12 protein-coding genes are annotated in these 24,781 nt (G+C 59.3%); 3 read left to right on the top strand and 9 right to left on the bottom strand.

The features are described from left to right. Positions 1-86: 86 nt before the first annotated feature. Complete coding sequence (locus tag H1B37_RS14290) at positions 87-1,235, bottom strand: YhaZ family DNA alkylation repair protein (protein WP_182867336.1); 1,149 nt, start codon at positions 1,233-1,235, stop codon at positions 87-89. 5 nt (positions 1,236-1,240) lie between these two features. Next, positions 1,241-3,109, bottom strand: coding sequence for a pentapeptide repeat-containing protein (locus H1B37_RS14285; protein WP_182867335.1), 1,869 nt, complete (start codon positions 3,107-3,109; stop codon positions 1,241-1,243). A gap of 223 nt (positions 3,110-3,332) precedes the next feature. Here H1B37_RS14285 and H1B37_RS14280 point away from each other — a divergent pair, with 223 nt between their 5' ends. Continuing rightward, positions 3,333-3,788, top strand: a complete 456-nt coding sequence (locus tag H1B37_RS14280) for a VOC family protein (RefSeq protein WP_182867334.1) — start codon at positions 3,333-3,335, stop codon at positions 3,786-3,788. A 10-nt stretch (positions 3,789-3,798) separates the two neighbouring features. Then, a complete protein-coding gene (locus H1B37_RS14275; RefSeq protein ID WP_182867333.1) occupies positions 3,799-4,161 on the top strand; it encodes a DUF1805 domain-containing protein in 363 nt (120 codons plus the stop codon). Positions 4,162-4,395: 234 nt separating this feature from the next. Here H1B37_RS14275 and H1B37_RS14270 read toward each other — a convergent pair whose 3' ends face one another. From H1B37_RS14270 to H1B37_RS14250, 5 genes are all read right to left on the bottom strand, one after another. Next, complete coding sequence (locus H1B37_RS14270; RefSeq protein ID WP_182867332.1) at positions 4,396-4,971, bottom strand: nitroreductase family protein; 576 nt, start codon at positions 4,969-4,971, stop codon at positions 4,396-4,398. Positions 4,972-5,080: 109 nt separating this feature from the next. Further along, positions 5,081-5,689: a hypothetical protein gene (locus H1B37_RS14265; protein ID WP_182867331.1), complete on the bottom strand. Its 609-nt coding sequence runs from the start codon at positions 5,687-5,689 to the stop codon at positions 5,081-5,083. A gap of 535 nt (positions 5,690-6,224) precedes the next feature. Then, on the bottom strand, positions 6,225-12,530 hold the full coding sequence (locus tag H1B37_RS14260) for a cohesin domain-containing protein (RefSeq protein ID WP_182867330.1): 6,306 nt from the start codon (positions 12,528-12,530) through the stop codon (positions 6,225-6,227). 449 nt (positions 12,531-12,979) lie between these two features. Continuing rightward, complete coding sequence (locus H1B37_RS14255; RefSeq protein ID WP_182867329.1) at positions 12,980-17,677, bottom strand: protein kinase domain-containing protein; 4,698 nt, start codon at positions 17,675-17,677, stop codon at positions 12,980-12,982. 220 nt (positions 17,678-17,897) lie between these two features. Next, a complete protein-coding gene (locus H1B37_RS14250; protein WP_182867328.1) occupies positions 17,898-18,479 on the bottom strand; it encodes an RNA polymerase sigma factor in 582 nt (193 codons plus the stop codon). Positions 18,480-19,322: 843 nt separating this feature from the next. Between H1B37_RS14250 and H1B37_RS14245 the strand changes: the two genes are divergently transcribed. Then, a complete protein-coding gene (locus tag H1B37_RS14245; RefSeq protein WP_182867327.1) occupies positions 19,323-20,147 on the top strand; it encodes an HAD-IIB family hydrolase in 825 nt (274 codons plus the stop codon). Between the two features lie 140 nt (positions 20,148-20,287). Here the strand turns inward: H1B37_RS14245 and H1B37_RS14240 are convergent, their stop codons facing one another. Together H1B37_RS14240 and H1B37_RS14235 are read right to left on the bottom strand one after the other, a co-directional pair. Then, complete coding sequence (locus H1B37_RS14240; protein ID WP_182867326.1) at positions 20,288-22,279, bottom strand: alpha-amylase family glycosyl hydrolase; 1,992 nt, start codon at positions 22,277-22,279, stop codon at positions 20,288-20,290. After that, positions 22,263-24,494 carry an HAD-IIB family hydrolase gene (locus H1B37_RS14235; protein ID WP_220498199.1) on the bottom strand — a complete coding sequence of 744 codons (2,232 nt, stop codon included), beginning with the start codon at positions 24,492-24,494 and terminating at the stop codon, positions 22,263-22,265. The genes H1B37_RS14240 and H1B37_RS14235 overlap by 17 nt, the downstream gene beginning before the upstream one ends. Positions 24,495-24,781: the final 287 nt, after the last annotated feature.

Here is a 24,781-nt window from a genome sequence, read left to right as displayed (position 1 = left end):
AGAGTCTCTATTACGTGCCAACTCTCCCGCAGTAATCGAATCGACGTCGCTCGCAGCGAAGGGGGAGTCGCCTCAAGGCTAGACACCTACGACGATGCCAGTAGTTCAAACGGCAGCGTTCCGAAGGCTTGGCCGTTGATTTGGAGCGTTACGTGATGTGTCCCAGGATACAGGGTGTACGTCGTCGCGTTGGCCCGCAACACGTGCCGCTTTCGAATCGTTTTTGATTCGCCCTTGGCCAATTCAATCTGCTTCAGCTTGTGCACTTTTGCGGCCAGCGTACCGTTGGCTTTCACGAAGTCGATCACGTAATCGATCATCAACGATTCGTCTCGATGGGCCGAAACGGTGAACGACAACTCGATCGCCTGGCCGGGGCGGATTTCCGAGCGAGCAAGTTCGTATCCGCCGACTTCGATTTTCGGGTCGGGGCGATACCCCAAGAACCGCAGTGCATCGGTGCTGCCTTGTTTGATCAGCGTCCGCAACGCGTGCTTGCTCATCCATCGCAGCTCCGGTTCGTCTTGCTTGCCGGCCTTTTTCCAACGAGCGAGTGTCTCCAGGACCAGCTCGGGATGTGACTTGGTCAGGTCATTGAGATGGTTTGCCACCGAACGAGTCACGTAGCGGGTCGGATCGGCATGCAGCCGGTCCAGTAACGGTAGCGGCACGGTCGCATCGATGGACAGCCGCTTGGACCAGGGCAACTTGGGGCGAGTCCCCTCACTGACCAACCGGCGAACATGGTAGTGCTTGTGCCCGGCCCACTTTTCGAGTTCCGCCAGTGTCTTTTCGGGGTGGGTGTCGATCAACGCCCGGATCGCATCCTCCATCGAAAACCGCTGCGTCAACGCCTTGAGTGTGCGGAGTGATCGATTGAGGTGCTTTTTCTCCAGCCCGTTGCGGACGACGAACTCCCCGAGCGGGGCGAAGATGAAGTCACCGAAATCATCGTCCGTTTTCTTGGGATCCAATGGTGGCGGCAACGCGTCGGTGATCTGTCGTGCGGCGACGGCGAAGTCCGGTGATAGATGTTTCTCCAGTTGCGCCGCGAGGTGAACGATGCGTTCTTTCAGCTCCAGCCGTGACAGGCCCTTCATCGAGTCACGGACAAAACGCTCGTGCTGGAAACCGGAGTCCGCTTCGGCGAACAGTCCCGCCAGATACTCGATGCGATCGCGGTTGAACAACTGGTCTTTGAGACTGAATCCGGCTGCGCGATTGTCTGTCACCATTTCAATTAGTCATCCAAAATTGCGCCCGTGGCGACAAACTGTTTGCGTTGGTCGGGGTCAAACTTGGCGCCCCGCAGATCGACAAGGTAGAAATCGAGCCCCGCGATGTCAGCCCCCCTCAAGTCCGACCCACACAGGTTGGCCTTGCGGATCGTTTCGGGGCTCTTGAAATACTGTTCGTCCAAGTCATCGGTATAGAAACCTGTTCGCGTACCGTGCGACGGATAAGGGCTGCCGACCATTCCGCAACGCGTGGACCCGAGGTGAAAACTGCAGCCCCGCAAGTCGGCATCTCGGAGATCACAGTCCTCCCAGTTGATTTCCGCCAATTTTGCGTTGACGAGAATCGCGTCGTGGAAATTGCAACCGGTCAACGTCGACGCGGTCATCGAGGCGTCTGACAAATCGCATTGCTGGAAACTGACGTTGGCCGCCGCTGCGGTGTCCAAATTCAGCGACACAAATCTCGCGCAGTAAAAGATGGCGTCGTCGATTTGCGTGTCGTGGAAATCCGCATTGAGGAACTGTGACTTGGAAAAGTCGCCTCTGCTGAGATTCGCGCCGTCGAACAGCGTCTGGTCGACCAAAACGCCGTTGGCTCGCACATCGGTCAGGTTGGCGTCGATGAAATCGCAACGTTGAAAACATCGGCCGGAAAGGATGGCGTGCGAGAGATCCGCGTTTCGAAAGCTGGTTGTCAAGATATGCAGCACGACAGGTCGTTCTTTGGTGGCTTCTCGCCACGTACGCCGCTCGTCGCTGCCATCGCCGAGACGTTGTCGCGCACCGCCATCCGCTCCACGGAACGGTTGGCTGAAATCAGCAGACTGCAAATCCGAATTTGAAAAGTCGACCGATCTGATGCACGCTGCGTTAAACCTGGCACGCCTCAGAGTCGCACCGCAAAAGGTGGCTTGGTACAGGTTTGTTGAACGCAGGTCGACCTCCGGCCAGATCGCATGGTCGAACCGTCCGCCGTGCAGACACATCTGTGTGCCAGAGGGTTTCCATGTGGGATCGCAAAGACACAGCAGCGTGGCGCACGTCGCGGCGGACGCGGATTGTCCGTCGCCAAAGACCTTCTTCAACCGAAGCGGAATTTGGTCACTGCCGTCGATCAGCGTTGCCACTGCTTTGAGTCGCTTCAACGGCCAACGGTAAGACAACAATGCTTGCACGTCCGCGACATCGGGAGACAGCAACCGCTCGACAAAACGCTCATTGGTGAAGGCGAACGCAACCTCCGGCCGGGAAAGGACGTCGGCAATCGATGCGGGGAGTACACATTCGATTGGCAGCGTTCCCAATGCTTCGGTCGAGTGCAACATCAGGATGTCCGCGAGTGCCTTGGAACGCTGCCCTTTGCCGATCCTGCGGTGCACTTCTTCAAGCACGATGGACCGGACGTCACGAGCGTTCGGGTCGGCAGCCATCACGTCAAGGACCAACCGCCAAACGGCAGGTGATCCCGAAGCGTAGCGAAGGTTCTCCCCCTCAAGCCGGCTCATCACGCTTCGGCATTGGTCCGGGTGTCTGGCGAGCAGATACTCGATGAAATCATCACGCGACCATCCACACAGACTCAGGACCAGGTCACAAGGAATCAGCTTGCTCGTGAACACCGCGACCGTTTCATGGCCCTCGTCAAACGGTTGCGATTCATCATCCAGCCGCAATCGGCCGGATGCGATTTCTTGTGGCATCGACACCGCGAGATGGTTCAACGCTTCTGCGTTCCCTTCGCCTTCCACGCGCACACGCACGTGCTTCCCACGGCCCAGAAGACCTTCGATTTGATCCACCAGGGGCGTGACGTCTCCGCAGATCGGCGAGACCACGCGTGGGGCAACGGGCGAGCGAACGGGTTGGATCATGACACCTCCAAAGAGCAGGTCATTGTCCGACTTTGATTCGCCCGCGGCAAGGATTTCTGCCGGTGAAATGCGGATTTCTCGGCATGCCCCTTCCATTCCCCTCCATGATTCGTCGCCCACGGGCACACCGCTTTGCTGAATGGTCTAAAGTAACGTCCCTAGCAGGGACAAACGTCTCCCTCCTCCCTTTCTTGTCTCACTTGTTTGGATTTTCCCGTGAACCATGACGACTCCATCGCCTCCAACGAATCATGCGACGTCCGCGATCAGTGTCAAAGCGATCGATCATGTGACGATCGTCGTGCATGATCTCTTGCGCAGCCGAGACTTTTACCGTGACCTGCTAGGGATGACCGAAGTCGAACGGCCGGACTTCGGATTTCCGGGCCACTGGCTCCAAGCCGGCGCGACGCAAGTCCACCTGATCGAGACGATGGAGGGAACCTCCGAGCCGGGCGGAGGATTAGATCCGGATCGAGTCGCATCGGGATTGACGCATCACTTTGCCTTCGAAGTCGATGACGCGATTCGCGCACATCGCATTCTTGAATCGGCCGGTGTGCGGATCCAAGGCGGTCCACGAAAACGCCCCGATGGCTGCATGCAACTTTGGTTCTACGATCCCGACGGGCATTGTGTCGAAGTCTTCGACCGAACCGGATCCGCCGCGTCTCACTAAGGCAACGAAGATGAACGACGAAACGCTTCCCCGATCGACGTCCCGCGAATTAACTTTCGATAACGGTCGGGCGATCGGCATCAGCAACCGCTGGGAAAACGGCCAGTATTGCTCAATCCTCACGCGGCGAGGCATCGTCGGCTGCGGGATCTATAACATGGCGACACCCACCGAATTCAATCAGGCGATCGCCATCGCCAAAGGCACCCCGAGCGATCCGCTGGTCGAACCGGAGGACCTGTTTGAGGCACCCATCGTGGACGCAACACCGCAAGCCAAAGCGCTGGGGATCGAAATCGGGATGACGGGTCGGCAGGCGGTCGAAATGATGCTTGCCGCAGGAAACGTATCGAACACCGAGAAGCCGCGCTAGCGATCGATCGCAGCTTTGGTTTCGACTGGGCTGGGCCGTCGCCGCCCTCTCCGAGGTCGGTGCGGGGCAAGGCTTCGCTTTTTCGCACGTGCCGAGTTCGGAGAACACGGCGACCATGCGGTCAACGATCGCGCAAGACCTGGTCGAACAGGCGATACGTCTGCTGTCTGATTTCGACCGGAAAGTCGTGATCACAATCAGGGTGCTCGGCATGTATCGCGTTTGACACCAGCCCTAGGCCCAACGGACCTTCGTCGCGACGTCCTCCCGGTCACTTTCCGGCCACTCGCCGGCGACGTGTCCCACGTAGAATAACCCCAACGCGCGGTCCGGGGGAGCGAGCCCGATGAAGTCGCGCATCTGATCGCTCATCGCGGCGACGTTGGTTGACCAAAAACCTCCCAATCCGTGTGCGGTGGCGGTCAGGTGCATGTTCTGCACCGCGCACGCGACTGCCATGATCTCGTCGAGTTCGGTGATCTTCTGGATCTCCTGACGCTTCATGCCGACCGCGATCACGGCTCCGGCGAGCGTCGGGTTGACGCGGAATTTATCGTACTTGGTCTGCTTGAACGATTCCGGCGTCGTGATCGCTTTGTAGGTTGCGGCAAGAAAGTCCGCCAATGCTTGCCGCGATGGCCCCTCAAAGACAGTGAATCGCCAGGGCTGAGTCATCCCGTGGGTGGGAGCCCAATTGGCGTTGGCCAAAATCTCTTCGATGATTCCACGGTCGATGCCGGAATCAGACATCTGCCCCGGTTTGACCGTGCGACGATTTCGAATCACTTGGGTGATGGCGGAGGGATCCATGGGAGCGCAAGCAAGGGGCGAGAGATGACAGGAATACGATCCATCGCATGTCTTACCATCCTCGCCCCTCGGTGTCAGCCGTGCTTGTCCCGGTCATGGACTGCCGTCGTTACCAGCGAATCGTAAACCGTGAACTTCCGCTGCCGATCGAGATGCCACGGCCGAATCCGTAGCCGCCCGAGCGGTGGGAGTAATCATCCGGACACCTGGACGGCGGCGGGGTGAAGATCGGCGGACGCGCAACCGTCGTGCGATGACCATGGTGGTACGGCCGTCGCAGCGAACGAAGGTCGTCTTGCAAGTGATGAATGTCGACCTCGATGTGATGCAGCAACCGACGAACGTGCCGCGTGTCCCCATGAATGTGGCCGTGCCCGTGGGCCGCATGACGTTCGACGCGTTCGAAGACGGATTGAAAATGGTGGAAGTCGTGATCGAGTTCGCGCAGGTCCGATTCCATGTGCGACAGGCTGCCGTGGTCGTGGGCCACATCGTGAAGGTGATCGGCCAACTTGCGAATCGCTCGCGCGTCCTCGACCAAGTGACGATACTCCGGCGTGTGTCGGTAGTGTCGCATCTCCTTCTCCAGCAAGCGCGCCTTGTCTTCGATGTCGTTGGCCAGGTCGTCAATGTGCCGATACGTGTCGGCCAGGGCGGGGGAAGCGATGAAGGCGGTGAGCATGCCAAGGGTGGCGAAGGTTTTGGTCAGAAGAGGCATTCGTGGTCTCCGTGAATCGTGATCAGAGTCGGCGGACCGCTTGTCCGCCCGAACACCTTGGGAGGCAGTCGCTGTGCCAAACCCCGCCGCACGGCCAAGCTCATCGCCCACCAAAACGTGATCGGCAGCGTGTTTCACGGAGTTTTACAGAGATGCTGGCAATTTCAGCTCGCCGTCGGCGGGGATGCAAAGCGCACTCATTTTGATTACAGCCCGTCGCTCGCGAGGTGTGTTCGATTCGATGGCGCGTTGCGGGGCTGATTGGTGCTGAAGCTGGAGCGACCGGGTGAGGAATTGGCAAGACGATGGGGGCAAAACGATTTAGGGGAGATGGGGGGCAGAATGATGGGGGGCAGAATGTTGATGGGGGAAAGTTGATGGGGGGGCGGTGGTTCAGGGGAATGGATTGGAAGCTGACTGAGCGAGCATTCAACGTCTGACGGCATCATCATTCTGCCCCGAATCATTCTGCCTCCCTCTTGCCTCCTCCATTTTCATTGTTTTGCCCCCATCGTTTTGCCCCTTCTACCAGCCTCTAAACCTGCTTCAAGAAATTCAGCCCGAACCGGCCGTAATCCTGGCCGTCAACATCCCCGTCCCCATCGGAATCCATCGACGGGTCGAAGTTGGGATCGGTCGAGGTGCGCAAGAAGCTCAAGGCGAACCGTCCATAGTCCTGCCCATCCACGTCACGGTCTCCGTCGGTGTCACCGTAGAACCGAAAGAAGCTGTCGACGGGACTTTGCCCGAACGAGTACGCCGCAGTCATCTCGTCGCCGCTCGCAGGCGGATGCACGAATTCGGGACGAACGACGAGTTGATAATTCCCGTCGGCCAGTGAATTCCCATAGACCCCCGAACCGCCGCGTGGGACGGTCGAAGCACCGGCGAAGGTGAGCGTGGCAACCGTCACGCCTTGATCGGTGTCGTCGACCGCAGACACCTCGATCGTCCCGACACTTTGGTTGTGATCCAGATTCAACAATTCGAACGCATCGTCGAGCGCTGTATGGTCCAGCAGGGTGTTGAACCGGATCGTCAACGACGTGATCTGTGATCGATGGTTCGCCCCATCGTTGACAACGATCTCCCGTACACCGGGCATCACCTTGATCGATCCGTCGACCGGATCGTCGGCGTCGTTGGTCGGTGCCGGAGCGAGCGTCAATTCTTCGACGCTCGCGTTGGTCGCGTTCGTCGACGTCCGGCTGATCGCGTCGACAAAGTTGGCTCGCAAGTTGATCGGCGAAGCTCCGTAGGGGGCATCGCTGTTGACGGTCATGTCGAATTCCAACAGCGATCCGATCGTGCCGAGCGGCAGCACGACCGTGCTGCCGGCGGTCGACATGGTGACGCGAATGATTCCTTCCTGCTGTGTGTTGACCGCGGGATCGCTGAATCCGGCATCCTGCAACAGATCGCCCAAGCGGAAATTTGTGACGTCGAACTTGTCGGGATCGAATTCCACGACCAGGTCGACGCTGCTGAGCGTGATGCCGTCGCTTTCGGTCACTTGCAACATCACCGGGGCGCTGACCGTCGTCGTCGGCGACGCCTGCAGGTCGGTGGGCAGATAGATCAGTGGGTCGGGGCCGCTGGGCGGCGCCGGTGTGACGCCGCTGGGAATCGGCGGAACTTGATCGACGGGGATGCCAATGATGACGCGTTGCAGCAAGGTCACATCGCCACCGGTCAGGTCACCACTGTGGTCGAGGTCGGCGATGACGCGTGGATCGGCCAGTTTGTAATCTGCGAAACCGGTGGCGGGGCCGACGATCACACGCTGAAGATGCGTGACGTCGCCACCGGTGTAAGAATGGCTTGCGTTGCCGTCGCCGGGGTAGGCGGCGACATGCAACCCGTCGTCATCGCGGGTCGGACGCAGGGCCGGCAGCGGGGCAGCGTCACGGACCTGGGCCGCACGGATGTCCAAGAGATGTTTGCCGGTGTAAGGCGCCGAGGCGGGGACGGAGGCGGTGAAACGGCCGAGTTCGAACACACCGTCGACCGCGGAAAATTCTTGGGGGCTGCTGACGGTCACACGTGCCAGGCCTGGAGCGACCAGGTTGAACGCCGCGGCCGCACCGGCGATCTCCGTGTTGAATCCGCTGATCGTCAACAGCGTCGGATCAAAGGCCAGTTCAAAGTCGACGCTGGTGACGTCGTGTCCGGTGCTCAACATCACCGGGATTCCGGCGTCGCCGTTGCCGGGAAGATGAACGTCTTGGCCGGCACCGCGGGCAAAGTCGGCGACGCCGACCGTCACGTCATCGGCCGCCGGCGTGGCGATTTCAAAGGTGCGGGTAAAGTCATCGCCCGCCGTGCCGTCTTCGTTCCCGTCCAGCAGGTCGCCTTGATCGTCGTTGAATCCGTCGGCGGCACTACGCAACGTGATCGTGTACTGATCCGGCACCAGCGGACCGCCGGTGCGGAGGAAGGTCACGCTTCGCCCGGCATCGCCGATCACCAAGGATCCCCGGACGGCACCCGAAGTGGCTCCTTGCAAGACCATATCCGCCACGCCAAGACTCTGGGCGAAACCGTCATAAAGGTTCAAGTCACTGTCATCAACCGAATGGTTGAAGTGTGCGATAAAGCCGTTGTGAGTCGCCATGAATCGGGTGACGACGAAAGTAGGCGTCGGTTGGAAATTGCCGAAATCGATCCCGCCGACGATCTCCTGGTCGCCCACGTGAACCAGATGCGATTGGTCAGCGGCGGTACTGGTAAACGTAAACTGGTCCACCACACCACCGCTGATCACGATTCGCGAAATCGGGGCGTTCGGATCCAGCGTGACGAAGTTGGCGGGGTCGGCGCTGGTGGTCACCAGCTGGCTGGTGACCAGGCCAAGAACGGCACCGTCAATTCCGTACGCCGTCGCCGTCGCCGCGGTGGCTCCGGTATGCACAAAGAAGAACCGTGCCGAATCGATCAGCCGATCAAACGTCACACTCGCTTCTTCCGCGGTGACTTCGTACGCAAAGAGTCCCGACGCGGTGAGTTCCGCTGCTCCCGGATTCAAAACGGTGCCACCGGTGAATTCGGCGCCGGCGAAGTGAAAGTCGGAAACGCCGGGCGGCGTGACGCCGGCTTCGGGGCCGACCCCGTCGAACTCGACGGTTGTCGCAACGGCAGCGGCGACGGGAAAGGTTTGCTGGTACCCGGTCGGGACGACTTCCCGGACGACGTGGCTGCCTTCGATCAGGTCGATGATCCGGTAGCGGCCGGTCTCGTCGACCTCCGTGGTATTCGGGTCATCGGCGGCCGAGATCGAAAACGGCTCGCCGGGGTCATACTGGCCGTCGTTGTCCATGTCGACATACATCCGGACGCCACCGAGCCCGGGCTCACCGGCATCGCGCTGCCCGTTGTTGTTCAGATCGCTAAACTTGGTCCCGGTGATTTCACCGAACCCGGCACGAGGTGCGGGCAACGCCGGCAAGTAGACCGCCAGCGGGCGAGAGACATCGTCGACTTGGTGCAGGATCTTGGCATCAATTTGCTCCGGCGTCGTCGTGCCCCAGTAGTTGTAACGCAAGTCGACTTCGCCGTTCGGATCCCCGACGATCACGATGCCGGTGTTGTTGGAGGCTAGATTGCTGAAGTCATTGATACGAATGTTCGTCCGAGCCGAGCTGTCGATTTGGATCGGAGTGTACAATTCGTTTCGATCAAATGTGATCGATCCCGCCGGATCAACCTCAATCTGATCCCAGGCGATCAGCGACTTTTCGGCGTAGAAACTCCCGCGAACGAAGATCCGCACCCTGTCTGAAACGTTCCCTGTATTCACACGAGTGAAATCGGTGTTGACGACATCCAGTGAACCGGTTGCACCGACCGAAATGCCCGAGGTCTGTACGCCATATCCATCTTCGATCACCAGCGACGCGGCGTTATCGAATCGCAGCGTTCCGTCGACATTGAATTGCTGATTCTCCTTCAGCAGCGTTCGCACCCCTTCGTTGATCGAAAGCAGGGCGTCTTCACGAATCGTGAATCCGCTCGGAAAAATATACCGAAGATCCGCAGGCGTCGTGGTGCCGATTTGATTCAGATTCAGCGATTCTCCCGTCGGCAATGATCCGCCCAGAATCTCGATGTCTTCGAAACGCAGATTGTCCGACAACCGCGACGCGTCTTGTAGGTGTTGGTAGGGCACCGAGATCGGTTGAGTGAATTCGTTGCGAAGCACCCACGGAGTCGCCCCGTCGCCGATGACGCTGCCTTCGGCCAAGTTGATCCCATCCCAATCGAACGTTGAGTCCGTCGCTTTGAACGCACCGCCGGCGGCGACATTGATGCGGATGTCGTCCCGCTGGTCTCCCGTGCTGATGCGTGCGAAATCGGTGTTGATGACCTCCAGCGTGCCTGTGCCGCTGACGGAGATTCCGGCGGCGTTGCTGCCATAGCCGTCTTCGATGACCAGTGTCGTGGCATTATTAAACGTCAGCGTTCCGTCGACAGAAAACTGCTGGTTCTCCCGAATCAGCACGAAAACGTCCTGATTGACCGAGAGCGATGCATTTTGCTCAACCTCGAAACCGGAGGGGAAAACGTAACGCAGATCGACGGACGTCGACGTTCCGATTTGATTCAGATTCAGCGTCTCGCCGCTCGGCAAGGAACCACCCAGAATCTCGATGTCTTCGAAACGCAGATTGTCCGACAACCGCGACGCGTCTTGCAGGTGTTGGTAGGGCACCGAGATCGGTTGAGTGAATTCGTTGCGAAGCACCCACGGAGTCGCCCCGTCGCCGATGACGCTGCCTTCGGCCAAGTTGATCGCATCCCAATCGAACGTCGAGTCCGTCGCTTTGAACGCACCGCCGGCGGCGACATTGATGCGGATGTCGTCCCGCTGGTCTCCTGTGCTGATGCGTGCGAAATCAGTGTTGATGACCTCCAGCGTGCCTGTGCCGCTGACGGAGATTCCGGCGGCGTTGCTGCCATAGCCGTCTTCGGCCACCAGTTCCGCGGCATTGTTAAACGTCAGCGTTCCGTCGACAGAAAACTGCTGGTTCTCCCGAATCAGCACGGAAACGTCCTGATTGATCGAGAGCGATGCATTTTGCTCAACCTCGAATCCGGAGGGGAAAACGTAGCGCAGGTTGACAGCTGTTGCCGTGCCGATCTGGTTCAGGTTCAGCGTCTCGCCGCTCGGCAAGGAACCACCCAGAATCTCGATGTCTTCGAAACGAAGATTGTCCGACAACCGCGACGCGTCTTGCAGGTGTTGATAGGGCACCGAGATCGGTTGAGTGAATTCGTTGCGAAGCACCCACGGAGTCGCCCCGTCGCTGATGACGCTATTTTCGGCCAAGTTGATCGCATCCCAATCGAACGTCGAGTCCGTGGCTTTGAACGCACCGCCGGCGGCGACATTGATGCGGATGTCGTCCCGCTGGTCTCCCGTGCTGACGCGTGCGAAATCGGTGTTGATGACCTCCAGCGTGCCTGTTCCGCTGACGGAAATTCCGGCGGCGTTGCTGCCATAGCCGTCTTCGGCCACCAGTTCCGCGGCATTGTTAAACGTCAGCGTTCCGTCGACAGAAAACTGCTGGTTCTCCCGAATCAGCACGGAAACGTCCTGATTGATCAAGAGCAATGCATTTTGCTCAACCTCGAAACCGGAGGGGAAAACGTAACGCAGGTTGACGGACGTCGCGGTGCCGATTTGATTCAAGTTCAGCGTCTCCCCGCTCGGCAAGGAACCACCCAGAATCTCGATGTCTTCGAAACGCAGATTGTCCGACAACCGCGACGCGTCTTGCAGGTGTTGATAGGGCACCGAGATCGGTTGAGTGAATTCGTTGCGAAGCACCCACGGAGTCGCCCCGTCGCTGATGACGCTATTTTCGGCCAAGTTGATCGCATCCCAATCGAACGTCGAGTCCGTGGCTTTGAACGCACCGCCGGCGGCGACATTGATGCGGATGTCGTCCCGCTGGTCTCCCGTGCTGATGCGTTCGAAATCGGTGTTGATGACCTCCAGCGTGCCTGTGCCGCTGACGGAGATTCCGGCTGCGTTGCTGCCATAGCCGTCTTCGATCACCAGCGGCGATGCATTGTTGAACTCCAGCGTCCCATCGATGGAAAACTGTTGATTCTCCCGAAGCAACACCGACACGTCTTGATTGACCGACAGGGTCGCGTTTGCTTGAACTTCGAATCCCTCCGGGAACACGTAACGCAAATCCACGGTCGTCGCCGTGCCGATCGCGCTCAGGTCTAGCGTCTCGCCACTCGGCAATGAACCGGCAAGGATCTCAATGTCTTCGAAACGCAGGTTGTCCGCTAATCGCGACGCATCTTGAAGGTGTTGGTAGGGGACGCTGATCGTCTGATTAAATTCGTTGCCGTGGACCCAATCCGTCGTGGCATCGGCAATTTGGCTGCCGTCATCGAGCGTGATTGCGTCCCAGTCGAATCGGGAATCCGTGGACTTGAATGTCCCACCGGCAACGACCGCAATCCGTGTTCGATCCGCAGCATTGCTACTTAAGGTTCGCGTGAAGTCGGTGTCGACGATCTCCAGTGTTCCCGATCCGTTGACGACGATCCCCGAGTTTTGCCCCCCGCTTCCGTCGGTGATTTCGACGCCGGCGGAGTGGTTGAAGGTCAGCATCCCGTCGACGTAGATGTTGACGTTTTCAGGAATCATTACCGGAACGTTCGCGCCGATTTCGAATTTCACGCCGGGTGCGATCACGGTGTCCGCAGTGAATTCCACCGGGTCCGCCGGGTCGGTGAGCGTCATGTCCGTCGTGATCAGGCCCGAAAACGCTGCCAAAACGCGACGCTCCTCCAACACCTCAAACCGCGGTCGCTTGGTCATTCGCTCAAGTCGACGGCGAAGCGAAGTACGATGGCGTCGTGTTGCGAATCCGTTGCGGCGTTTCATGGCGTGCTTCTCGAATCGTAAAGAGGGGCAAAAAGGGGGCGGCGAGATCGGTCGGTGGCGTCTCGGGGCAAAGAGTCCATCGCAACGGCCAGCACTTTGTGACAGGGAATTCAGAGAAACTTTCGAAAAAAAGAAAACTTTCATTTTCGCCCTCCAGGCTCACCAGTGAGGCGCCGACCTGCACCTGTTGCGGTACGACGGACCTTCCGGCCATCGACCCCGGGACGGAACGCGACGCTGATGGAAAGGACGTCGTCGAGCACCTTCGCTGACTGCGTCGTGCACTGTCGGCCAGACCACTCGTATTGCGCCGCAGCCCAGTTTTTTGATTGGGCGACTTTCCGCACGCATCGGTTCGCCGCCGACCAAACTGCGGCGAAACACTAGTCTTCGTCGCGGGCGTCAAACGGATGCCAGTAGCGAACCGCATCGAACTGCGAATGCCCCGCCCCGTGATTGCCCACTGCGACCGTACAGGGAGTCAGGTCGTAGTCCAGCGTGATCGGGTCGCTGATCTTTACACCGTTCCAGAACAACTGGACAGAGCGGCGGTCGACGGCCAAGCCGAGACGGTTGACGCAGCGAATCGTGTCCGCCGCAACAGTTGTTAACAACCGATCCTCGACCTGCGGCGTGAATTGAAACAGACTTTTGCCGAATCGAATCTGACCGTCGCTGCGGACCACAACTTGGATACCGCGGCGAAGCGAGACGTTGGTCAAGTTTACCATCCAGCTTGTCTGTTCGGTGACGGCGCGGCCGGTGACGTCCAACAACCCGCGACGCATGCCGATCACGTTCCAGGCTTTCGAGCCACCTTCGGATTTGATGTTCAGCTGCCCGTCGGCATGCCAGCGGACGGGATCGGGTTCTCGCGATCGGAACGCATTGTCATAGTCTTTGATCGCCGTCGGCGTCTCGTTGGAAACGCCATCAAAGGCGGCGTCAAAGGACGCCAGCGGTTCGTCCATCGTGGAGACCGCATCGGCCGGTCGGTCAAACCCCGGTGGCAGTTCTCCAGCAGGGACCACGCGTCCACGGTGGATGCGACCGTCAAACCCATTTCCCGTCGCATCGATTGCGTGCTCAGGCGAGGGATCATCGAAGTGGTACAGCAGAATCGTCTGCGCATCGTTTTCGTGTCGACGGGGCGGCAGAAAATCGTCGCGGTACCGCACCGTTCTCGAGAACCGGACTTCGTCAAACAGGCCGCGTAGATGCCGGGAGACACCGGTCGCGTTCGTCGGGTCCGCGGCGATGATGAAGTCTTTTTCCCCTGCGGCAAACGGCTCGGTCGCAGTCTTTCGATACTGGAGCTTTCCATCGACGAACAAGGCAAGTGTCGGGTGATCATAGGTGAACGCCACGTGCGTCCAACGATCCGTCGCCGCCACCGCGTCGGCGATCACGTCACCGCATCCGGCGGCCCCACATTGAAAGAAGCCACGCTCCATCAACAACAGATTGATCCCGCGTCCATCGTTCTGGGAGATGACGCCCGGCCGGTGATCGGACGGGTTGGTCGTGAACGATGGTAGCCTCAACCAGGTTTCAATCGTGATCGGGTGTGTCCCGTCGTACCGGAACGTTGGAATCCGGACATGCGAGGAGACTCCGTCGCAGAACAGGACATGGTTTTCGCCGCCCTCGGGGCCGGAGGGTGATCGCGGAACTTCGGTGACGAAGCGACTTTGGGATTTCGCGATCTGCCACATCTTCACCAAGCCGCGATCGCCACAGGTCACCAATCGGCCGTCGCGATTGAGCAGCGCGATGGTTCCCAATTGGCCGAGGTGCGTCGTTGTCTCGCCGATTCGCTGACCCGATGCGGCGTTCCATAATTGCACCCGCCCGGTTTGATCTTTGGAGATGACCGTCTGATGATCGCGAAACCATTTCACATCGACCAACGGGTTACGATGCCACCAAACGCTCATCAGACTGCCATCGATCATGTTCCAGCAGCGAATCGATCCATCGGCGGCGGCCGACAGCAATGCATTTCCGTCGTGTGAAAATGCGAGCTTCATGACGATGTTGCAATGTCCTTTCAGGTTGAACCTGGCTTTTCCACGGGCGCGATTCCAGACCTGGACCGTTCGGTCGCCGGCGGCCGCAACCAAGGATCCGTCGTTGGACAATGCGGTGCAGTGGATTCGTCCATCGGGGTATTCCAGCACACGGTCAGTGCGTCCCGTCACCGTGTCCCAAACGTGCACCTTCGCGTTCCATCCGCCGCTGATCAATTGATCGCCTTGCGGAGAAAAATGCACACCGGTCATGGCAATTTTGCCGGCACCGGCTTGGGCACGGTGGCTCGATCGCTGCTGTCCGGATTCGACATCCACGACCAAAACCTCGGCATCCCATCCGCAAACGGCCAGCGACCGGCCATCGGGTGCAAACGCGAGGTCGATGATCCGTTTGGGGGCGACGGAGATTCGGCGTTTCAGGTTGCCGGTTGCCGCATCGACGATCGCGACCGAACCGTCGTAGCTGCCGCTGGCGATGATCGTTTCGTCTGGCGAAACCGCGACGGCTCGGACACGGTCCTCATGTACGGCCGCGGTCCAGCGGTGCGCGAGCGTCCAATCGTCGACGGCGTCGATGCCGGGTTGATGTTTGTCGACCCAACGGGCGTGGTGGATGCGTCCGTCATGAGCGTTGCCCGAACGGTCGAACAAAACGTCTCCGGCTTGTTCATTGAAGTCGTACAGGGCCAGCGTGCTTGAATCGTTTTGCAATGCGAGTGGCGGCTGAAAGTCAGCGTCGTACCGTGCGGCGCTGGACAGCCGCAGCTGGTGGATCAACCCGGAAAAGAAGGCTTCGGGTTCATTGACCGCGTTATTTCCCGCCCCCAGGAACAAGTGCTGAACCGACGGGCGGTGTTCGTATTGGACCCGAACGCGATGCTTGGCATGTCCGTCCACAAACAAACACACCTCGCGACCGTTGTAAACGCCTGCCAGGTGAACCGTGCGCCCAAACTCGCTCCGCGCCGTTTTGGCTCGTCCCCATCCTTGCAGGTCACGGAAATTGAAGCTCCAATTGGCCCGCTGTGAGACGATAGCGAATCCCGACGATTGTGTATTGGAAACCACGTGACCGTCGTCCACATTCCCAATCGGCGTGACGACCGCTTCAACGGTGATCGGAAACGAACCGTCGTAGCGAAACGATGGGATCGACACGTAGCTGTCAACACCGTTGAACTGCAATGCCGTTTCGGCAGTGACATCGGGAGACGCGCTGGCTGAATCAGCGGGGGAGTCCAAACTCGATTTGGCAATGCCTGGTGTCGTCGGATCTGCCGCGGGATTCAGATCGATCAGCGAAACGCGCATCACATGCTCGGTCCCGCGAGCGACGTCGAAGGTGTTGGACGTGACGGAGACGCCATCGATTTGCACGGCGAGTTTTGCACGGCCTTGGAACTCGACCGTTTCGATCGTAAAGGCTCGGTCCAGTGGTACCTGTGTGCCACCGATCTCGATCGCCAGTTGGTGTGGCCCCGGCGCCAGTCGTCGGGGTGTTGCAAGTTCTTGCAGCCTGATTCGATTGCCGTCAACGATGACGCCGAGATCGCGTTGGGCGATTTCAAATCGCACTGACCCGTGGTCGGTCCGGATGATCAACACCACGGTCATCGCGATCAGCAATACGAGCGAAAGGCCGGTGGCGATCAGGCGGGGCCATGAAGGAACGAATCGCTGCGCAAGAGATTGCTGCGCTGAAGTCGCCTGGACGTGCGGCGTCCGTTCCGGTTGAAGCCAATCGGCGAGCGCCTCCGCCACTTCATCCATCGACGCATACCGATCTTCGGCCCGTTTGGCCATCATTTTCAAACAGATGGCTTCCAATTCCAGATCGAGATCTGGAAGCGTGTCACTCGGTGGATCCGGATCATCACGCAGCACGCCACTCATGATCGTGCCCAGCGAGCCTCGAAACGGCAGTCGGCCGGTCAGCAAGTGATAGAGCACCACGCCCAGGCTGTAGATGTCGGTCTCCGCGTGGATTTCGTCGGGGTCCGCTTTGACTTGCTCCGGGGACATGTACGCCGGCGTCCCGATCAGCACCCCGTCGCGCGTCAACCGCGTCTGCTCCGGTTCACTGGACAGCCTGGCCAAGCCGAAATCCATCACGATCGGCTCGCCGAGCGAGCTGATCATGATGTTGGCAAGTTTTAAATCCCGATGGATGATGCCGCGCCGGTGGGCATAGTCGATCGCCTTGGCGATCTTGATGACCAGGCCGGCGGCCCGGCGTGGATCGAGCCGGCCGCGTGATCGCAGGTGGGATTCCAGCGTTTCTCCGTCGACGTACTGCATCGCGATGTAATCGATCCGGTCAACCTGTCCGATCTCGTAGATCGAGCACAGATTGGGGTGCTCGGCAAGCTTTGACGCGGCCCGGGCTTCGGCCAAAAAGCGGGTCCTGCACTCGACATCGCGGGGCGAATCGGCCGCGAAAAGCGGCACTTTCAATGCCACACGGCGATCGTACAGTGAGGTGTCTTCGGCCAAGTAGACCGCTCCCATTCCGCCGTCGGCGATCCGCCGGATGATGCGGTATCGCGCAAACCGATCCGGCAACTTCGGGCACCTCGTCCGCGTCGGCGGCAATTCTCCCGAAAGGGCGGACTGGCTGGTGTCGCCGTTTTCGATCACCCGTGTGTCGTGCGCACCGTACGGGAAAAACGGCTCAAGCTCGGACTGCAGGTTCGGAAATCTGGACTGAAATTCCTTTGAATCCAACGCCGCTCCGGAAGCAGCACGTGCCTCGATCTCTGCGATGGCAAGATCCAGCGGTACGTCCTTCAGCTTCGAAACATCGGGGTACTGGCGCAGATAATCTTCGACGAGAACCTCCTTGCCATGGCCCCACTGACGTTCAATATCGATCAAGATCATCTCCCGCAGCAGCGATTCGGCCAGCGGGCTGGTGAACGTTTCCAGACGCGTGGAAAACTCGGCGAGTGTGTTCGGGGACCAGTGCTCCTCGAATTCCAACAGGAACGCATCAAAGCGTGACCGCTCCTGATGCGACAGACCGGCAGCGGGATCGGTTTTAAGATTCATTCGACCATCAAATCAAACTGAGCATCCAGAAATCCGGGCGTTCTCGGTTTTCCCCGTCGCGGAACTCGCCAAGAATTTTGCCGCCACAACGCGACTCCGACAGCGAAAGCCTTGGCGGCTTCCGCTACGACCAGTGCCCGAACATTCTTGTCAATGTCCTATCGATGCAATCGCGATGGCGTTCCGTTGGAGACACAAGAAATGACCGATTTCTCAAATCTCATGCTTCGGTCTCGCCGATCTGGGACTCCAGTTTCTCGCGGATTCGAAACAGCACCCGGTCGACGGTTCGTTTGGAGAGTCCCAAGTCTCTGGCGATGTCCGCTTTCGCTTCGCCGCGAAGAATGCGTTCTAAGATCTCACCGTACTTTTCCTGTTCCAGCCATCGGGTCAAATCCTCCACGATCTCCGACAGCACGATCGCCTCGACCGGCCCCGGTTCGCGGGACATCGCGGCGACCAGCCAGGTCGCGCTGGCTTCGCGCGCCGGGGCACGCTGCTCGGCCGAATGGCGTCGCCCCTGTGTTTGTGCTTTGCGAACCGTGATGGTGACCAACAATCGCCAAATGTCTTCCGGATCGCGAATGTCGAACTCCCCCTGTTCGACACGGCGAAAAAACGTGAACAGGGCGCTTTGGACAATGTCCTCGTGGTCGACCCTGCGGCGCACCTGGGCGCTCAGCAGATTTCCAGCGACGGCCATCAGCCGGGACGAATACTGGCGCACCAAAACGCTCACCGCTTCCGAGTCGCCGCGTCGACAGCGGATCAGAAGATCATCAAACGATTCGTTGGAATACAAGATCGCCCCCAAGGAGAAACCGTCCGGTGCAGGTGCGTCCCGAGTCTAATCTTCCGGGGCGTTCGTTTTCCAGCCTTGCGAGGGGATCACCCATCATTTTTTAGCACTTCGCCCCGCGGATTCGCACGCCAGCTCACTCACGCTCCCAGCCGAGGCACTGTAGAACCCGTTGTCCGCAACTGTTCCGCGTGAGCGCAGCGAACACCCCCAGAATCCTCTCAGCCGAAACGGCTGAGGGGAACAATTGGGGACAATGGTTCTACACTTCCCGCGTAGGCACAGCGAACACGTCCAGAAACCCTCCCAGCCGAGGCGGCTGAGACATTGTAGAACCGTTGTCCGCAACTGTTCCGCGTGAGCGCAGCGAACACCCCCAGCATCCTCTCAGCCGGGACGGCTGAGGGGAACAATTGAGACAATGGTTCTACACTTCCCGCGTAAGCACAGCGAACACGTCCAGAAACCCTCCCAGCCGAGGCGGCTGAGACATTGTAGAACCGTTGTCCTCAACTGTTCCGCGTGAGCGCAGCGAACACCCCCGGCATCCTCTCAGCCGGAACGGCTGAGGGGAACAATTGGGGACAATGGTTCTACACTTCCCGCGTAAGCACAGCGAACACGTCCAGAAACCCTCCCAGCCGGAACGGCTGAGACATTGTAGAACCGTTGTCCGCAACTGTTCCGCGTGAGCGCAGCGAACACCCCCAGCATCCTCTCAGCCGGAACGGCTGAGGGGAACAATTGGGGACAATGGTTCTACACTGGCACTGCGTTTGCTATCACTTGAGCCTGACCGCCCCGTACGTCATCCGTCGCGCCTTTGAAAAACCCTTTGATAACCTCATGAACTTGAAATCAATCCGAACGGTCACGACGCTGGCCACCGACTTGGACGGAACACTGATCCCGGTCCGGCAGACGCCCGAGCAGCATGCCGCGGTCAAACATCTGGGCAGCTTGGTCGTCGAACACTCGCTGCAATTGATCTTTGTCACGGGGCGTTCATTTGAGCTGACGTTCGACGCGATGACTCAATTCGACTTGCCGCACCCGGCGTCGATCCTGTGCGATGTCGGGTCGACGATGTGGCATCGCAGCGACGACGGTTCTTACCAACAAGACCTCGATTACCAGCAGGCGTTGTTGGATCGCATGGGGGGCTGGACGAATGCCGGAATCCAGACCGCACTGTGCGAACGCGTCGAGTGGCTGACGCCACAAAGCCCGAAGCAGCAAACGCCTTTAAAGTGCAGTTTCGACTTTCCCCACGACGCGGTGGTGGCGGTTCGCGAGCAGGTCGCCGCATGGATCACTGAATTCGATTGCCCGCTCGCCTACACGATCAGCCGCGATCCGGACACCGGTGAAGGCTTGATGGACATCTTGCCGGTCGATGTGAACAAGGGCAGTGCGATCCAATGGTGGGCGTCGCGTCGTTCCATCGACCCCGCTTCGATCGTGTTTGCCGGAGATTCCGGCAACGACACCGCAGCGATGACCCGCGGTTTTCGAGCCGTCCTGGTGGGCAACGCCGACGAACAATTGCGCGCCGAAACACGCGACGCGATGGCCGGTCAACAAATGCTGTACTTGGCCGACGGCCATGGCCCCGAAGGAGTTCGTGATGGGCTGATGTACCACCTGGAGCGTGAGGAACGGCAATCGTGAACACAACTCATGAGCGAGCAGAACGATCGAGGCGCTGACGTAGCGACGCTCGCCAGAGCGTCAATAACGACGTTCTGGCGAAGGTAGCTACGTTTACCGGACCAGAGGCATCCGTGGTCTTTCGAAGCGGTACTATCCTGCTAGATCCGCTTGAGCCACAACAATTCATACGGCTGCAAGACAACCGGCGCGGCGGTTCCGTATTCGACTTCGTTCAGCAGGTTCTTGAAAAAACGTCCCAGCCCGGCGGTCCGCAATCGATTGGCGTCCAGGGATTGCGGATGCTCGGTGAAGTTGGCGACAACGATCACGTTGGACGCTTCGTTGGAGCGGACGTAACCGAGCAGATGCGGGTTACCGGTCGGGAACAGGGTCATTTCTTGACCGGCAAAGGCGAGGGAGCGTTTTCGGATCGCGATCATCGACTGCAGCGATCGGAAAATGCGACGACGAATCGAATCGCGTCCGGATTCGTCATCCAACTCTTCCAGGTACTCCCACTTCATCCGCGGCCGGTGAATCCAACGTGAATCCCCCGCCTTGGCCGGATCGGTGGTGAAGGAGTAATCATTCAGCATGCCCCACTCTTCGCCCATGTACAGCAAGGGGATGCCGCCGATGCTAAGCGTGATGCCGTGCAGCAGCATCATCCGCCGGATGGCCAATTCCTTGCCCTCTTCGTCTTCCTGTTCGATTGCCCGTTCCAGGCCGGCCAGCGACGCCATCGTCCCGGAGATCCGCATGTCACCGGTTTCGTGGTTGTGTTGGAAGGGCACGCCCCTGGCAAAGGAACCTTCGAATTGGCCGGAATAGAATTCGTTCAGGAAATTCCGATGGTCAAACGCATTGATGCCGATCGACGCCGCGTCACCGTCATCAAACGTCCAACCGATGTCGTCGTGACAGCGCAAGTAGTTGACCCAAGAGGTGCCCTCGGGCAATTTAAAGCGACGCGCCAACGTCCGCACCAACAGATCCGTCCGCCGGGTCGCCAACGATTCCCACAACAGCGCCATCAAGGTCGGATTGTAGGAAACCTGGCACTCGTCCTTGTCGATGTACTTGACGACTTCATCGGGGTGCACGATCGCTTCGGACTTGAACACCAGCGCGGGGGCGGCGATCCGGACCAGACGGTTGAACGCTCGGATCACCGAGTGGGCTTGGGGCAAGTTTTCGCAGCACGTCCCCATCTGTTTCCAGATAAACGCGACCGCGTCTAGACGCAGAAAATCGACGCCCAGATTGGCGATGAACAGCATCTCGTCCAGCATCGCCCGAAACACGGCCGGGTTGCTGTAGTTCAGGTCCCATTGAAAACTGTTGAACGTGGTCCAGACCCAGCGTCCCATGCCGTCGTGCCAGGTGAAATTTCCGCGGCGGACGGTGGGAAAGATCTCGCGCAAGTTGCGTTCATACTGTTCGGGCACCTCGCGATCGGCGAACGTGTAATAGAACTCCTGGTACTCGCGTTGACCGGCTTGGGCCCGTTGTGCCCATTCGTGATCGTCGGAGGTGTGATTGAACACAAAATCCAACACCAAGCTGATTCCCGCTTCGCGGAGGTCGTCGGCCAACAGCTTCAGGTCCTCGACCGTCCCCAGGCTGGGCGCGATCGTGCGGTAGTTGCTGATCGCGTAGCCGCCGTCGTTGTTGCCGGGGCGGACCGCGAACAACGGCATCAGGTGCAAGTACGTCAGCCCCAGGTCCTTGAAGTAACCGACGTGTTCTCGAAGCCGGCTCAGGTTGTCGCTGAACAGGTCGACGTACAGTGCACCGCCGACGATTTTTTGGGATTGGAACCAATTCGGCTCGATCAACCGATGCCGATCAACTTCACACAGTTCATCGCTGCGTTGGGCAAAGGCCAACGCGGCGGTCAACAGCACCTGTTCGAGGTGATAGAAGAAATCGTAACGTCCGCTGTACAGCTCGTGGAGTTGTTTGAACAACGGCCGCCAGTGTTCACGCAACCGCGATTGGAAGATCTTTTGACGTTCCTCGGAAGTCGAAAACCGTTCCCAAACCTCCTCCAAACGCGGATTCAGCCGCTCCAGCGATAAATCCGCCTGGAAGGAAAGTTCATCGAGCTCCGCTTGGCTTTCCCTTCCGTAGTCAATCAATCCAATCATTGGGAATTACGATCTTGTCCAAAAAGTTGTAGTACTCGATGCCTTCAAGAATGCCGCCCGCGTGTGGCGTGTTTGCGAAATAGATCCGCGGACGATCTTTCAACCGGTCTAGCTCTCGGCTGTAATTGCCGACGACGACGCCCAGGGTCCGCCCCAGCAACATGCCGGCGTCGTTGCCCGAGTCACCGGCGACCAGAACGTGGTCCGGCTGGAAGCCCCATTTCCACAGCACATGCCGCATCGACAGGTCGCTGCCGCCGCGGACGGGGATTACATCCAAAAACATCCCCAGGGACAACATCACCTTAGCCCTCAGTCCGGCTTCTCGCAGCTTCTTTTTGACCTTTGTGACCGTGATTTTGGCCGGGTCCATATCAAAACTGACTTTGAACGCGGATTGTCGGTCCTCCGACTGGGGCGTCAACCCTTCGACATTTCCCAAACAGGCGAGAATCCCCTCGCGGTCCCAGGCGTAGCCGATCGATTTCTGCCACGTCCGGTCGGGCGTCATCGCTTCGCCGTAATGCAGTTGGGTACCGGCATCGGTGTCGATCAGATCCGGCTGCGGCAACCCCAGCGACTCAATCAACTCCAGGGCGCTGTCGAGGCGGCGTCCGGTCGCGATGCCGAATCCGATGTGATCGTTGTCGCGGATCAGGTCCGCGAAACGCGCCAGTGCCTCGTCGTCGCCGGTCAGCGTGTTGTCCAAGTCGGTGATGATCATCCGGTCGAATTCCGGCAACCGGCGAACCGGCCGGTTGATCGTCGTGGGGGCCGTGGCCCGCTCCAAAATTTCATTAACGTCGCGCAAGTACCGCGAGGCGTGATTGCTCCACGCATAGTGCTTCCGCGTCCCGGCGATCCCGGCCTGAGAGAACTGCTGCCAGACGTCCGGTTCGGTCAGAACACGCAGCAGGGCGCGTTCGATGGCGGCCGGATCGAGCGGGTCGACCAGCAAACCGTTTTCGCAATTGGAGATGATGTCGCGGGGGCCGCCGTCGTTGGTCGCGACGATCGGCAACCCGGTCGCGCCGGCTTCCAACAAGGTCAACCCGAATGGTTCGGTCAGCGCCGGGTTGATAAACACGCCTTTGGACCGCGCCGCCATCCGGTACAGATCGGGAACGTCCGAGGGGCGGTGGGTTTTCGGGTACGCGACCTTGCCGTACAGATCGTATTTGTCGATCAGGTGCAGGATGTTGGTGATGATCGTTTGCTGTGACTTGGGCAGCTCGCGCAAGTCGTCGCGCGTGCCCAGGATCAAGACCAGGTTGGCGACCTGCTGCAGCTCCTCGCTTTCGCCGTAGACCTTGACCAGCATTTCCAAATTCTTTCGCTCGTCCGGCCGGGCCATCGTCAAAATCGCCGGCTTGTCAGGGTCGCGCAGAAACGGCAGCAACGCGTCCTCGATCTCGGCCTTGTGGTTCGGATCGGCCAGCGGGGTGAACGCCGACAGATCGACGCCGGGCGGGATCACCTCCATGCGGTCGGGCACGTAGTGATCGTACAGCTCGTACTGCTGTTCGACTTCCTGGTTGGTACTGGTGACGACCATTGCGGCCGTTTCGAGCGCCGTCTCTTCGGCCTCGATCCGAGGCGTGAACTTGTACTTCTTTTCCAATGTTTCAGGGTTGGACTTGCCGACCGACAATCGCTGACGCTTGACCCGGCCGAGCGAGTGCCCGGTGAAGATGTAGGGCACGTGCAGCAGTCGCGCCAGGTGCGCCCCCGCGGCGCCCGCATCGGCGTAATGACCGTGGATCAGATCCGGGATGCCGTTACGCTTAAAGTGCGCCAGCGTCTGGTCGATGAACATCTCGATGTACGGCCACAGCGACTCCTTCTTCAGGTAGCGTTTGGGACCGAAAGGAATCCGGACGATCTTGGCGCACTCGCCGATCGATTCTTCCAGGACCGAGTAATCATCGGAGACTTTGGGGTCGATGATCTGGCGGGTCAGAAGTTGCACCTGACGAACATTCTCCCGTGCGCCCAACTCGCGAGCCAGCTCCAATACGTACTTGACCTGGCCGCCGGTGTCGGCGTCGGCCCCCAGCTCGGGGTCGGTGCCGCGGATCAGCCCGTGCAGGCTGATCAGGCAAATGCTCAAGTCTTCGGCCGCCGGCAGGTTCACGCTCTCGCTCGGCGGCGCCAGGACTTGCGGAATCGTGTCATTGGGATGGTGGTGTTCTTCAGATTCGATGATCGAGCTCATTGATTCTTGGATCCATTTCGTGGGCAAGGGTAGACACCCCGCCTGTGGAAGGTGCAGGTACTGGCCCCCATCAGTGGCAAGTGATATGCCAATAAGAATCTTTGCGGGCCAGCGCGCCCTTAGGGGGTGATAAGGTGCTTCAGAAAGGGGCGCCCCTAGCTGGCCATCGCGGGCTCTCGATCGCCCGCCGCCATCGAGGCGGAGAATGCAAACCCGTTTTCACGGCGTTTGACTGGGCTGCACTGCAACCCTTGAGATTCGAACACGCGTCGCGAATGCTCTGCTGC

It is taken from the genome of Stieleria mannarensis (genome assembly GCF_014154935.1).
GTDB classification, from domain to species: domain Bacteria; phylum Planctomycetota; class Planctomycetia; order Pirellulales; family Pirellulaceae; genus Stieleria; species Stieleria mannarensis.
The sequence above is the reverse complement of the archived record's forward strand: the minus strand, read 5'-3'. Positions and strand labels throughout refer to the sequence as shown.